This is a genomic window from Saccharomonospora glauca K62, assembly GCF_000243395.2.
Taxonomy (GTDB): domain Bacteria; phylum Actinomycetota; class Actinomycetes; order Mycobacteriales; family Pseudonocardiaceae; genus Saccharomonospora; species Saccharomonospora glauca.
This window is the reverse complement of the sequence record NZ_CM001484.1, coordinates 3798629-3811799: the sequence shown is the minus strand read 5'-3', so window position 1 is coordinate 3811799 and position 13171 is coordinate 3798629. Positions and strand designations below refer to the sequence as shown.

The window sequence follows — 13171 nt, the reverse complement described above, 5'->3', positions numbered from 1 at the left end:
CGATAGACATGTCGCCTAGAGCTTTCGATAGATGTGTGTCCGATGGTTCTCGGTGGTACGTAGTGGCTCGCCATTAGTTAGGCGCTGCGTTCCAAACTGATGCTCGGGGATCATGGGAACCCCTTCCTTGGGGGTCAGTTGAACGAGACCAAACGATTCGGGGTCGCTCGGGGGTTTGATCCACTTATTCTTGGGGCTCCCCGTAACGTAGAGCATCCCACCTTTCTCCAAGACCCTAGCCGTTTCCGCTGATACCGGTTGGTAGCCATATGGGTTGATAGCGTGGACTTCTTTGAACGTGCCATCCCGAAACGGGAGTTGCTCCGCTCTAGCGACGACGTCAACGCCCACATCCGGTTTTGGATTGAGGTTGATTGCTCCTTCCATCGGGTTCTGTCCCGAACCCAGGTTGAGCTTGTACGGTGCGAGCCCCAGTGGGTCCACGAACTCCGTTGGGTTCGAGACATAGCGGTGTGGGTCCGGACCTGCCACCAGGCCTAGTGGGTCCGCACTCACATAGTAGCTGGAGCTGGGATCGTAGTAGCGGTGGAAGTTGTAGTTGAGCCCCGTTTCTTGGTCGTAGTACTGGCCTGGGAACCGCAGTGGGGTATAGCCTCCGGCGCTGCTCTGTGCTGTGGATTTACCCCAAAGAGTGGTGCGTTGGAACCAAGCGATCCCACCTTGGTCATTGATCAGTTCGGTAGGGGCCCCGACGAGATCGGTGATGATTGAGTAGAATTGTTCGTCGATCCACTGCTGTGGCGCGTTGCGTAGCGGAGCTCGTTCGGTTTGTGTTAGTGGACGGAAGGTGCCGGGTTGATATTCCCAAACGGTGACTCGGGTAGTGCTGGGAACGAATCCTTCAACGACTCCAACAGTATGCGCTTGTTCAGCTAGGACTGTGCCGTCCCAAGTGAATTCAATTCGCTCCAGAACGTGAGAGCCGTCGGGAGATAAGCGCTGTTTCTCGACACGTCGTCCTAAGGCGTCATAGCGGTATCGCCACCGGGAACCTTCTGGCGTAAGGACTTCGACCAAGCGGTCCTCGTCATCCCAATAGTACCGCCAGGTTTCGGGTTTACGGGAGAGGCGCTTTCGTTGCCGTAGCACCACGCGCCCTTGGGCGTCGTGCTCGTACCGAACGTTACCCACGCGGCGAATGAGCGTGCCGTTGTACTCTCGTTCACCGAGTTCATCGTTATCTGTTGAGTCCGGAAGTGTCGGCCAGGTGGCATGGATCGGGTTTCCAGATTTGCCATAAGCATAGTGTTCGCTCCAGCCTGGCCCGCTAACTGCGGTGACTCGTCCTGCGGGATCCAAGTCAAATGTGCGAGGCCCGATGAGCTGATCATTGATTCCGGTCAAATAGCCGTCAGCGCGATACGTGTAAGATCGCTGCTGCACTCGACGGCCTGCTGCGTTGGTAATGGATTGTGAGAGAAGTCGATGGTTGACATCCCAAGCCTGTGTCAGAACAGTGTCGACGCCAATCTGACGCTGAACTTCTCTACCTGCGGAGTCGTGCTCGAAAAGCAGTGTCTTATTAGCTGTGTGTAGCGCGACGAGGTTACCGTTCGAGTCATACTCCCATCTGCTTTCCGCGCCAGAAGGTGTGCGTCGATGGGTTCGACGACCTAATGGGTCGTAAACTGAACTAATGGTCCGCCCATTTATGGACTCAGAGATTACCCGCCCAAGCGCGTCCCGACGATAGGTTACCCGGAAATCTTCATTTGTTGCCTCGAGAAGTCGACCTAATGGATCGTAAACGAATGTTGACGCGGAATTTTGTCCTTGTCTTTTGATTACGTTGCCGAGTTGGTCTCGAATGAACTGGACGGATTCACCGACGCCGTTGGTGCGCTCTACTAATTGTCCGGCTGCATCGTAGCGGTAGGTGATAACACGACCGTTGAAGTCAATCTCGCGAATCAGATTTCCAGCAGCGTCATACTCATATCGCCACACCAATCCTTGTTCATTGGTGACGCTGGTTAGGCGAAGTTCTGTGTCGTAGCTGAATTGGAGGCGAGTCCCGTCTGCCCGAGTAATTTCTGAGGGTAGATCGAAGTGTGTTACTTTAGTATCGGTGGACTGTCCCAGTGCATTGATGCGCTTCCGGAGATTGTTTTCTCCGTCGTAAGTCCAATTTTCCTTCGAACTATCAGGAAGTGTTCGGTATATCAGTTTTCCATCTATGTTCCAGCCGAACCGGGTTGTTCCGCCAAGTGGGTCTGTAACTGCGATGAGGCGGCCGAATCCATCGAATTCATAAAGGGTTTTATGGCCGAGTGGATTTGTGATCGCGACCGGCAATCCCGCTGCGTTGGTTTCGATCCGCTGCACGTTGCCCAAAGCATCCGTGATGGTTGTCAGGTGGCCGCGTTCGTCGTAGGAGTAGCTGGTGACCGCCCCTAGTGGATCGATCACCCTAACGAGGTTCCCGCGTTCGTCGTATTCGCGCCGTGTCACCGTGCCGTCCGGTGCGATGATGGTGACCGGAAGCCCGAGGTCGTTGTACTCGAACCGGGCCTGGCTGCCGTCCGGGCGTGTCAGGACGATCAGGTTGCCCTCGTCGTCGTACTCGTAGCGCGTGGTACGGCCGAGCGGGTCGGTGCGGGACAACAGGCGGTCGTATTCATCCCATTCGGACAGCGTTTCGTTGCCCAGCGGGTCGATTTCACGGATCGTCTGGCCCGCTTCGTTGAGGTGGTAGGTCGTGCGGGCGCCCAGGGAGTTGGTCCAGTAGGTGATTCGGTTCTCGTCGTCGTACTCCATCGTGCCGCTGAGGAATCCGCCGGATCCCTCGCCGGACACCATGCGGCCCTTGGAGTCGTAGGTGTAGCGATACCACCTGTCGTTGCGGTCGGTCCAGCTGGTGATGCGGCCCGCATGGTCGTAGGTGAAGCGCATCGGCAGACCCGAAGCGTTGATCACCTCGGTGAGCCGACGGTCCTCGTAGCCGTAGCGCATCAACAGCACGTCGGAGCCGTTGTCCGCCTCGCGCAGGTACAGTGCCGTGACCAGGCCGTTGTCGGACTCGACCCGGATGCGATAGCCGCCGGAATGCCGCACTTCGACCGGGATTCCCGCGGCGTCGTACTCGAAGTCGATCCGATGCCCGTTGCGGTCCACGATCGCGGTGATCGGTAGGACGTTCCCACCGGGGGCGAACAGCAGTTTCCGCCCGGTGCCGTGTTCGGTGAGGGTGAAGCCGCCGTCGTCGTCGCGGGTCAGTTCGTGGAGCGAGCTTTCGAACTTGACGGTGGCACCGACTGCAGGGTTCGGGGCCAGCAACAGTTTGCCGTCCTCCGCTGCGAATGACACACCGGCACTACCCAACTCCAGCCTTTGGTCCAGTGTGGATGTCCAAGACTGTCCAAAGTATCTTCCGACGCGGTACGAGGACAGGTGTGTTCGTTTCAATACCAGGGGAAGGACCGACTCCAGTTCCACGTCGGTCTGTTGCAGGACCACTTCGCCGGTGGCGATGTCGACAGGGTCTCCCGTGATGTTCCGCTTGTCCCCGTCCCTGGTGGGGCTCTGTGGGTCCTCGGACCGGTCCTTCAGGGGAGTGTCGTCGGCGTTGTTGGGTTTGGTGAATTGGGTATCGGTCTTCGGTGTGGTGGTCGTGTTGGAGGGGGTGGTGGTGTTGGTGTTGGGTTTGTTGTTGCCGGGGCGGCCGCCTTGGGCGGCTTGGTAGGTGGCGTCTTGGGCTTTGGAGACGCTGGAGCTGGCGTCGATGTTGCCCATGCGTTGGGAGGGTTTGCGTCTTTGTCCTCCGTTGTCGCCGTGGGTGGTGGTGTCTCCGTGTGGTTTGGTGGTGCCCCCGGTGTTTCCTTTCGGCTTGGCCACGAGCTCCCCCTCAGCCGTTTAAAAGCTTGCTCAGGTTGGTCAGGCTGTCGATCAGACTGGTGACGAAGGAGAAGATGCGGCCGGCCCACTTGGCCACCGCGGAGGCGATCTGGGCCGCGACCACCGGGATCGTCACCACGAAGATCGCCTCGGCCGCCCACACGACCACCCGCGCCACCAGGTCGGCGATTAGATCGCGCACGATGTCGCGGGTCATCTGCACCAGACCACCCGCGCCTTCGGTGGCCGAGGCCATCGCGGCCGAGATCGCCGACAGCCCTCCGATGGCGTCGACGTTGTTGGACATCATCGTCTGGTAGGCCTCGGCCGCCCCGCCCTGCCAGTCGGGCAGGTCGCTTTCCAGGCTGGAGGAGAGGTCCTCGGCCATGGCCGCCAGTTCCGTGGCCATGTTGTTCCACGTCGCGGCGTGGGAAGCCACCACGTCGGGCATGCCGGTCAGCTCGTCGAGGACCTTCCGCAGCGGCTCGAAGTACTCCATGGCCCAGCCCAGCCCGTTGGACAACAACGCGCTGAACGGATCCAGGACGGTGGAGGTGACCTCCAGCCCCAACCCCACCCCGGCCAGTGCCCCGGAGACCCAGTCCCCGCTTTGGATCGAGGTGACCAGGCCCTCGACGCTGTCGGCCAAGCTGGCGCCGGTCCACGCCTTACGAGTCGACTCCACCGGCGCGACCAACGAATCGTTACTCATGGCAACTCACCAGCCGAGGTGATGAGGTCCGCGTGTTCCTTGTCGTTACTTTCGTAGAGGTCCGCCGCCGAGCGCAGGGACTGCGCGGCCATCGAGAGGTTCTCCGAGACGTAGTCGATCAGCTCGTCCTGCCGGGTGTGTCGGCCTTCGAGAACCGCGGCTATCCACCCACAGAGCAGTCCGTAGGCCTGGTCGTTCTGCTGGATGTGGGAACTGGCCCCCTTGACCGCGTCGAACCGCGCCTGGATCTGCTCGACCTTGTCCGCATGCGCTCGGAGTTGTTCCGCGCGAACCTTGTACCCGTCGCCCATGGCTCAGTCCTTTTTCAGGAAGGAACGGTTCTCGTAGTCGTCGTCCTCGTGGTCGGTTTCCGCGGAATCGGTTTTTTGGACGGGCTCACTGCGCAGCTGGTTCCCCACGGATTCCGCGATCGCCCGCGCCGCGGGGGAGTCGGTGCCCACGGTCTCGGCGATGATCTGTTGGGACTGGTCGGCCAGTTGGTTCTTCGCCTCGGCGAGAGTCTGCATGATCGTCTGCGCGACCACGTCCGGTTTGGTGCTCTGCATCTTGCTGGTCAACTTCAGGTCGACCAGCGAACCCGTGGAGTCGATGGTGACCTCGACGAGTCCGCTCGGGTCGGTCGCGGTGGCCCGCACCCCCTGCAGCCGCTCGCTCATCGTCCGGGTGTCGGCGGCGAGCTTGTCGATGCGGTCCTTCCACTCCCTGAGCCGTTCCTTGGCGCTGTCCGGGTCGAGGATGCTGTGGTCCATGTCGTTCCCCCGTCGCCTGGTGGATGTGTGTTCAGAGAGTAATGAGTTTTTCTCACTGAAGCGGGGAATTCTTGGCTGGCTGAACGCGCGGCCGGGAGGGAATGAATTGAAACTCAAGTTTCAATTCTTCGGTCGAGGGGGTAGGCAGCCACGCTGGAGCTGCTTTGGTCAGGGGTGCCCTTGACGCGCGTGTTGTGGTGGTGTTTTAGGGGGCTTGTGTGGTTGTGGAGGTGTGCCAGGCGTCGGTGATGCTGGCGCCGTGTCCGCTGTCGACGTTGTATCGGCGGAATGAGTGCCGCGGGGTGAGGGTGGTGATGATGGCGTCTGCGGCGTCGTGGCCGTGGAGGTAGTCGCGGACGCTGTCACCGGCACCGTGGATTGGGACGGGTTCGCCGGTGCGGGCGCTGGCCAGGACGTGGGGGATGATCGCGTTGGTGTTGGGGTCGTGGATCGTGCCGTAGCCGCCGGCGATGTTGGCGAACCTCAGCACCGTAGCGCGGCAGCGACCTGTAGTAGCTGCGGTTTCGAGCGCGGTTTCGGCGTCGAGTTTCGTTCGCGCGTAAGGATTCCGCGGGTCGGCGGGCGTGTTCTCGTCGGGGTGTGGTTGGGGTCCGTAGACCGCGACGGTGGAGGCATAGACCACGTGCACGGGTGAAGCGAGGGGGTTGAGGGCGTCGATCAGGTGGAGGGTGCTGTCGACGTTGGTGGCGCGGTAAGCATCCTCGTTGGTGTGGGAGTCGCGGATGTTCTTCAACGCCGCCAGGTGCACCACCACATCCGGCGAGTGTTTCCGCACCACGGCGGTGAGCGCGTTCCGGTCGCGCACATCAACACCGTGTATCTCGATGCCCGCGGGCAGGTCGGGGACGCGCCCCGGCCGGACCACGGCGGCGACCTTGCTGCCCTGCCGATGCAGCAGCGTGGCCAGCGTACGGCCCAGAAACCCACCAGCCCCGGTAATCAGAACCCGCACCAGTGTCTCCTACTTGCGTGCTGTTCAGACGATGCGTTGATGTTCCCGTTGCCCAGGGGCGGGACCGGAGGGGCCGCGACTTCCGGCGGCGTGTGCTCGACGCTGTGGTCCGCGAGGTCGGGCCCCGGGAGGCCACTCACGCCAGCTGCGGCACACGGCGGCATCGTTGGCGATCACGTCCGGAACTGGTGTGAAGATCGTGCAACAGATACTCGGGAGTAGAACTCCGGCGATGACACGCGATCTTTACGGGCAGCTGTCTCCGGATCGCTTGAACAAGATCGCCGACCGCATGGATAGGGTCGTCCACTCCGCGACTGACCTGGGGCTTTCGGGGCTCGGCCCTGGCCTGGGCGCCCCCGGGAGGATTCGAACCTCCGACACCCGCTTTAGGAGAGCGGTGCTCTATCCCCTGAGCTACGAGGGCTTACGAGTCATCGACTCTACCCATACCTTAGCGGGTGCGGTTTTCAGTCTGTGAACGGGACCTTGACGGGAAGCTGAGGCCTCACTGTAATACCTCCACTACCTATCAGTAACTTGCTCGTGACTGGGCGCGCGAGGCGCTCCGTCGGCTGCCGGAGGCACTGTTGATCAAGGTGATGTTCGCCGACGACGAAGAGCTGGTCCGGTCGGGGTTACGCGCCATGGTGGCCCCCGCTTCGGACATCGAGGTCGCGGGCGAGGCAGCGGACGGTAGAACCGCGGTGGAGGCCGTACGACGCTTCCATCCCGACGTGGCCCTGCTCGACATTCGTATGCGCACCCCCGACGACGGCATCCGGGCGTTGCGCGCGATCCAGGCCCTGCCCAATCCGCCCGTGGTGGCGATGCTGACGACGTTCGACATCGACGAGTACGTGAGTCTCGCGTTGCGGTTCGGCGCCAACGGGTTCCTGCTGAAGGACATCGAGCCCGCCGTCCTGGTGCGCGCCATCCGTGATCTCGCGCGGGGTGGGGCGGTGCTCGATCCGGGGGTGGCGGCGCGCATGGTCAACGCCCATCGCGACGGCCAACGTGCGTCGGCGCCCGCGCGGGAGTTGATTGCCTCCTTGTCGGAGCGCGAGCGGGAGGTCGTGACGCTCATCGGCCAAGGGCTGTCCAACGCCGAGATCGGCGGACGGCTGCACCTGTCCGAGGCCACGGTGAAGGGCTACGTCTCGGCGGTGCTGTCCAAGATCGGTGCGGCCAACCGGGTGCAGGCCGCCCTGCTCGCCTATCGCGGTGGCCTGGTGAACTGACAGGGCTCGTTAAGGAGCTTCTCAGGCGTCGGGGCCAGACTGGGCCTATGCGCATTCTCGTTGTCGACGACGACCGGGCCGTGCGGGAGTCGCTGCGGCGCTCGCTGGAGTTCAACGGGTACCAGGTGGATCTGGCCGGGGACGGTGCGGAGGCCCTGGAGAAGGTGGCCACCGACCGCCCCGACGCCATGGTTCTCGACGTCATGATGCCGCGCCTGGACGGCCTGGAAGTCGCGCGAAGGCTGCGCGGAACCGGGGACGACCTGCCCATCCTCGTGCTCACCGCGCGCGACGCGGTGTCCGATCGCGTGGCCGGGCTCGACGCCGGAGCCGACGACTACCTGCCGAAGCCGTTCGCGCTGGAGGAGTTGCTCGCCCGCCTGCGGGCGCTGCTGAGGCGAGCCGGACAGGAAGGTGGGGAAGGGGAAAGCGACGTACTCACGTTCGCCGACCTCACGCTGAACCCGAACACTCGGGAGGTGACTCGGGGTGGTCGGCAGATCAGTCTCACGCGCACCGAGTTCTCGCTGCTCGAACTGTTCATGACCCACCCCAAGCACGTGCTCCCTCGCAGCCGCATCCTCGAAGAGGTATGGGGCTACGACTTCCCGACCTCCGGCAACGCGCTTGAGGTCTACGTCGGGTATCTGCGGCGCAAGACCGAGGCCGACAACGAGCCACGACTGATCCACACGGTGCGGGGTGTGGGCTATGTGTTGCGGGAGACCTCGCCGTGACGGTTTCCCCGACACCGGAGACGAACCGGGAGCCCACGCGCAAGCGGGTCTCGCTGCGGGCGCGGGTGTCGCTGCTGGCGGCCGTCTGCGTGGGCTGCACGGTGGCGTTGGTGTCGCTCGGCGCCTACGTCACCGTGCACCGCAACCTGTACGCGGAGTTCGACGAGAACCTCGTCAATCGCGCGCAGGCGGCCGTGCAGAGTCCGTCGGTTCAGACGCGACTGCAATCCATTCCGGGCGCCTTTTTGGTGAGCAGCGACATCCACATCGGTTTGCTCTCGGCGCGGGGCGAACTCATCTATCCCACCGCGGGCACGCCGCCTCCGTGGGGCGAGAGCGAACTCGCGGTGGCGGACGGTTCGAAGCCGTCGTCCCTCCGGACCGACGCGGCCACCGACATGCGGGTGGTCGCACTTCCGGCGGGCCACGGGGTCGCCATGGTGCTCGCGCAGTCGCTCGCGTCCACGAAACGAACCCTGGGTGAGTTGGCGCTGGTGCTGTTGTTCTTCGGCGGTGCCGGCATTCTGATGGCGGCTGCCGCGGGCACGGCGGTGGCGCGGGCGGGACTGCGGCCGGTGGAGCGGCTGACCTCCGCCACCGAGCGGGTCGCCCGCACGATGGACCTGCGGCCGATTCCCGTCAGCGGTGACGACGAACTCGCCCGCCTGACGCAGAGCTTCAACACCATGCTGGACGCGGTGTCGGAGTCGCGGGACCGGCAACGTCGTCTGGTCGCCGACGCCGGACACGAACTGCGCACCCCGTTGACGTCGTTGCGGACGAACTTCGAACTGCTCCTCGCCGCCAGCCGGGAGGGCGCACCGTCGTTGCCCGAACGCGACCGCAGGGACATCGAGGCCGACATCCGAGGCCAACTGGACGAGGTCACCCAGCTCATCGGTGACCTCACCGAACTTTCCCGCGAGGACAGTCCCGCGGACGCCACCGAACGCGTCGATTTGGTCGAGGTGGTGGAACGCGCGCTGGACCGGGCGCGGCGACGGGCGGGAAGCATCGAGTTCGACGTCACGCTCCAGCCGTGGGTGCTCACCGGTGACTCCCACGCTCTTGAACGCGCGGTGTTGAACCTGCTGGACAACGCCGTGAAGTTCTCGCCGCAGGGCTCGACCGTCCACGTGACGTTGCGGTCGCTCGGAGACGGTACGGCGGTGGTGGAGGTCTCGGACTCGGGGCCGGGAATCGCACCGGAGGACCTGCCTCGGGTGTTCGACCGCTTCTACCGGTCGTCGGAGGCCCGCGGCCTGCCCGGATCGGGGCTCGGCCTGGCGATCGTCAAACAGGCGGCGGAGCGCCACGGCGGCACGGTGTACGCCAACAACAAGCCCGAAGGAGGTGCCCTGATGGCCATCCGGTTGCCAGGCATACCGGGCTGAGATCGCAACGCATGATCACTCCCCGTATGGGTGATAACCACCGAGAGTGTGCTAATTGGCGTAGGATTTTGTGTTAGTGGGCGTGGTCGCGGGACGGAGTCAACGGTGCTGGCGCGACAACGACAGGCGGTCATTCTCGAAGAGACCCGACGTACCGGTGCGGTTCGGGTAAGCGATCTCGTGAGCAGGCTGGGGGTCTCGGACATGACCATCCGGCGGGACCTCGACGTGCTCGCGGGCAGAGGGCTGATCGAGAAGGTGTACGGCGGAGCCACCATGGTGACGCGCTCCGACGGTGGCGGAACGGACACCTGTGCCGAGACGCGGGCGCGGCACGAGGCCATCGCGGCCGAGGCCGCTCGCCGGGTCAGACCCGGCCAGGCCATCGGGCTCTCGTCGAGCGCAGTGACGACCGTTCTCGCTCGTGCGCTCGACCCCGTGCCGAACCTGACCGTGGTCACGAATTCGCTCACGGTGGCCGACATCGCGGCGGGTTCCGCCCAACCGGACCGCGTGGTGGTGCTCACCGGGGGAGTGCGCGGCGGATCGGACGTGCTCGTGGGCCCGCTCGCGGTGCAGAGCCTGCGTGGTTTGCATCTGGACATGGTGTTCCTCGGGGTCCACGGGATCTGCGAGCGAGCCGGTTTCACAGTCTCGAACCTCACCCAGAGCGAAGCCGACCGGGCTCTCGTGGAGGCGGGCCGGAGTCTCGTCGTGCTCGCCGACCACACTCGGTGGGCCACGGTGGGAATCTCGACGGTGGCCTCGTTGTCCGAGGCGAAGGTACTGATCAGTGACGAAGGGCTCCCCGAGGACGCGCGTGAGGTGCTGTCCGCCCACGTGGGCGAGCTCGTGGTCGTGCCCGTGGAGAACGGGGAACGCGCGTGAACAAGACAGTGCGTCGCCTGGCCGACGGCCGTCGGATCACGTACTACGACGAGGGCGAACGAACGCGCTCGCGGACAGCGGTGGACACCAGGGACCTTCCGGAGACCACCGCGATGTCCGAGATCCGCCGCGACCCGCTCACCGGAGAGCTGGTGGTGCTGGCCGCCCACCGTCAGACCCGCACCTACAAACCGGCGGCCGACCTGTGTCCCTTGTGTCCGAGCGCGCCGGGCCGACCGACCGAGGTGCCCGAAGCCGATTACGACGTGGTGGTCTTCGACAACCGGTTCCCCGCGTTCTCGGGCGGCACCGGGCACGCCGACGTGGTGTGCTTCACTAGCGATCACCACAGTTCGTTCACCGAACTCGACCCGCGGCGAGTGCGTACGGTGCTGGAGGCGCTGGCCGACCGCACGGCTGAGCTGTCGGCACGGGAGGGCGTCGAGCTGGTCTTCCCCTTCGAGAATCGAGGGGAGGAGATCGGCGTGACGCTGCACCATCCCCACGGGCAGATCTACGCCTACCCGTTCGTACCGCCTCGGACGGAACGGATGCTTGCCGCCGCGCGTGCCCACCGGGATGAACGGGGCACCCCCTTGCTCGCCGACGTGCTGAAGGCGGAGTGGGCCGAGCAACGACGCATCGTGGCCAAGGGGCGACACTGGACAGCGTTCGTGCCGCCCGCGGCGAAGTGGCCGGTGCAGGTGCTCGTGGTGCCGCACCGCCAAGTGCCCGACCTGGTCGAGCTGAGCACGGCGGAACGTGAGGACTTCGCCGAGGTCTACCTGTCGGTGCTGCGTCGTTGCGATGCGTTGTATGACAAGCCGCTGCCGTACGTGGCGGGCTGGCACCAGGCGCCCGTCCACCGCGACCGGGACCTGGCGTGGCTGCATCTCGAACTGTTCTCGGTGCGCCGGGCGGAGGACAAGCTCAAGTACCTCGCGGGCTCGGAGTCCGGAATGGGAGTGTGGATCAACGACAGCACGCCGGAACGGATCGCGGAGCGATTGCGTGCCGTCGGGTGACCCGCTCGCACCGTGCCCACAGGTTGAGTTCAGCCTGTTCTCAGGACTTGCCCTCATCATGGAGACATGACCGAGAACGATCCCTCCGCACAGGACAGGCACACTCCGGCGGACACGCCGGAGCAGCCCGACTCGGCACAGAACGATGCGTCTCCCGAGCACGGGAGCTCCGGCCGGCCGACGGACGGGGAGCGGGCGACGCACGAGTTCCAGTACCCCCCGCACCCGCCCGCGGGGGAATACCCGCACGGTGGCTACGGGGCCTCGCCCCACCAGCAGCCGGGCTACGGCGGATACCCGGTCGCAGGGCCGCCACCGCGGCAGGACCAGCGCGGCATGCCGGGCAAGCTCGTCGCGGGTGTAGTGCTGCTGGCTCTGCTCGTCGGAGGAGGTGCGGGAGCGGCGGGTGGTTATCTCGCCGCGGACACGGCCGCGACACCGCCCGCGCCCAACGCTCTCGACCAGCCTCTCCCAGCCAAGCAGACCGGCAACGTCCCCGAGGGCAGCGTCGAAGCCGTCGCCGCGAAGCTGAAGCCGAGCGTCGTGCAGCTGCGAGTGCAGGGATTCGGCTCGGCCAACGAAGGCTCGGGCTTCGTCATCAGCGAGGACGGATACATCCTCACCAACAACCACGTGGTCGAAGCCGCCGCGCGGGGCGGGCGCATCTCTGTGGTGTTCCACGACGGTGAGGAGGCCGAGGCCAAGATCGTGGGACGGGACCCGACGACCGACATCGCCGTGGTGCGGGCCGAGGACGTCAGTGGCCTCACCACGGTGGAACTCGGGCGGTCGGACGATCTTCGGGTCGGTCAGTCCGTGGTGGCGATCGGGTCGCCGTACGAACTCGCCGGGACCGTGACCGCGGGCATCGTCAGTTCCCTGAATCGCCCGGTGACGGCGGGCGGACAGGGAGACCAGGCCACGGTCATGGACGCCATCCAGACGGACGCGGCCATCAACCCCGGTAACTCGGGTGGTCCGCTCGCGAACATGCAGGGCCAGGTCATCGGGATCAACTCCGCCATCTACAGCCCCTCCCAGGGCGGCAACGTGGGCATCGGGTTCGCGATCCCCATCGACCAGGCGCGCAGGACGGCGGACGAGATCATCGAAAGCGGCCACGCGACCCAGACCTTCATCGGTGCCACCGTCGGCGACGCGCAGTCGGGCGGCGCTCGCATCGGCGAGGTGCAGCCGGGCAGCCCCGCCGAGAAGGCGGGTCTTAAGTCGAACGACGTGATCGTGAAGATGGGGGATCGGCGCATCGAGGATGCGAACACGCTGGTCGCCGCGATCCGGACGAGGGCACCGGGTGAGAAGGTCACCTTCACGCTCGCCGACGGCAACCAGGTCGAGGTGACCCTGGGAGGCCAGCCGGTGCCGGTGAACTAGGACGACGTTCCCGAGGGCCTCGCCGCGGGAGCCGACGAGACGGAGGAGCTCGCGGTAGTGCCGGCGGCACCGAGGCGGGGACTGCCTCAGCGCTTCCCACACGGCCGGTGCGCGCGAGACGCGGCGCGTGCCTTGAGTGAAGGCCAACTCGGTAAGGAGCGGACACGCCCGCACGGTCGGGCGT

At 64.8% G+C, this 13171-nt stretch carries 11 protein-coding genes and 1 tRNA gene; 6 read left to right on the top strand and 6 right to left on the bottom strand.

Annotation, left to right across the window (positions count from 1 at the left end; all coding sequences use genetic code 11):
* Window positions 1-15 precede the first annotated feature (15 nt).
* The 6 genes from SACGLDRAFT_RS22065 to SACGLDRAFT_RS17720 all read right to left on the bottom strand — a co-directional run bounded on the left by SACGLDRAFT_RS22065 (window position 16) and on the right by SACGLDRAFT_RS17720 (window position 6737).
* Window positions 16-3753 carry a DUF6531 domain-containing protein gene (locus tag SACGLDRAFT_RS22065; RefSeq protein WP_157608837.1) on the bottom strand — a complete coding sequence of 1246 codons (3738 nt, stop codon included), beginning with the start codon at window positions 3751-3753 and terminating at the stop codon, window positions 16-18.
* A gap of 112 nt (window positions 3754-3865) precedes the next feature.
* Complete coding sequence (locus SACGLDRAFT_RS17740; RefSeq protein ID WP_005465574.1) at window positions 3866-4567, bottom strand: WXG100 family type VII secretion target; 702 nt, start codon at window positions 4565-4567, stop codon at window positions 3866-3868.
* The gene (locus tag SACGLDRAFT_RS17735) at window positions 4564-4878 is read right to left on the bottom strand and encodes a type VII secretion target (protein WP_005466301.1); all 315 of its coding nucleotides are present in this window, start codon (window positions 4876-4878) and stop codon (window positions 4564-4566) included. Before SACGLDRAFT_RS17735 ends, SACGLDRAFT_RS17740 begins: the two co-directional genes overlap by 4 nt.
* Window positions 4879-4881: 3 nt before the next feature.
* The gene (locus tag SACGLDRAFT_RS17730; RefSeq protein ID WP_005466300.1) at window positions 4882-5337 is read right to left on the bottom strand and encodes a YbaB/EbfC family nucleoid-associated protein; all 456 of its coding nucleotides are present in this window, start codon (window positions 5335-5337) and stop codon (window positions 4882-4884) included.
* Between the two features lie 205 nt (window positions 5338-5542).
* On the bottom strand, window positions 5543-6310 hold the full coding sequence (locus SACGLDRAFT_RS17725; protein ID WP_005466299.1) for an NAD-dependent epimerase/dehydratase family protein: 768 nt from the start codon (window positions 6308-6310) through the stop codon (window positions 5543-5545).
* Window positions 6311-6664: 354 nt separating this feature from the next.
* Window positions 6665-6737, bottom strand: a tRNA-Arg gene (locus tag SACGLDRAFT_RS17720).
* Between the two features lie 163 nt (window positions 6738-6900).
* Here SACGLDRAFT_RS17720 and SACGLDRAFT_RS17715 point away from each other — a divergent pair.
* From SACGLDRAFT_RS17715 to SACGLDRAFT_RS17690, 6 genes are all read left to right on the top strand, one after another.
* Window positions 6901-7551 (top strand): response regulator, encoded by a 651-nt coding sequence (locus SACGLDRAFT_RS17715; protein ID WP_005466298.1) that lies wholly within the window; start codon window positions 6901-6903, stop codon window positions 7549-7551.
* Between the two features lie 47 nt (window positions 7552-7598).
* A complete protein-coding gene (locus SACGLDRAFT_RS17710) occupies window positions 7599-8288 on the top strand; it encodes a response regulator transcription factor (RefSeq protein ID WP_005466296.1) in 690 nt (229 codons plus the stop codon).
* Entirely contained in the window at window positions 8285-9682 is a 1398-nt protein-coding gene (locus SACGLDRAFT_RS17705; RefSeq protein ID WP_005466295.1) for a sensor histidine kinase, read from the top strand. The genes SACGLDRAFT_RS17710 and SACGLDRAFT_RS17705 overlap by 4 nt, the downstream gene beginning before the upstream one ends.
* 105 nt (window positions 9683-9787) lie before the next feature.
* Window positions 9788-10570 (top strand): DeoR/GlpR family DNA-binding transcription regulator, encoded by a 783-nt coding sequence (locus SACGLDRAFT_RS17700; protein ID WP_005466293.1) that lies wholly within the window; start codon window positions 9788-9790, stop codon window positions 10568-10570.
* The gene (gene galT / locus SACGLDRAFT_RS17695; protein WP_005466292.1) at window positions 10567-11595 is read left to right on the top strand and encodes a galactose-1-phosphate uridylyltransferase; all 1029 of its coding nucleotides are present in this window, start codon (window positions 10567-10569) and stop codon (window positions 11593-11595) included. Before SACGLDRAFT_RS17700 ends, galT begins: the two co-directional genes overlap by 4 nt.
* Before the next feature lie 66 nt (window positions 11596-11661).
* Window positions 11662-12987: a S1C family serine protease gene (locus SACGLDRAFT_RS17690; protein WP_005466291.1), complete on the top strand. Its 1326-nt coding sequence runs from the start codon at window positions 11662-11664 to the stop codon at window positions 12985-12987.
* Window positions 12988-13171: the final 184 nt, after the last annotated feature.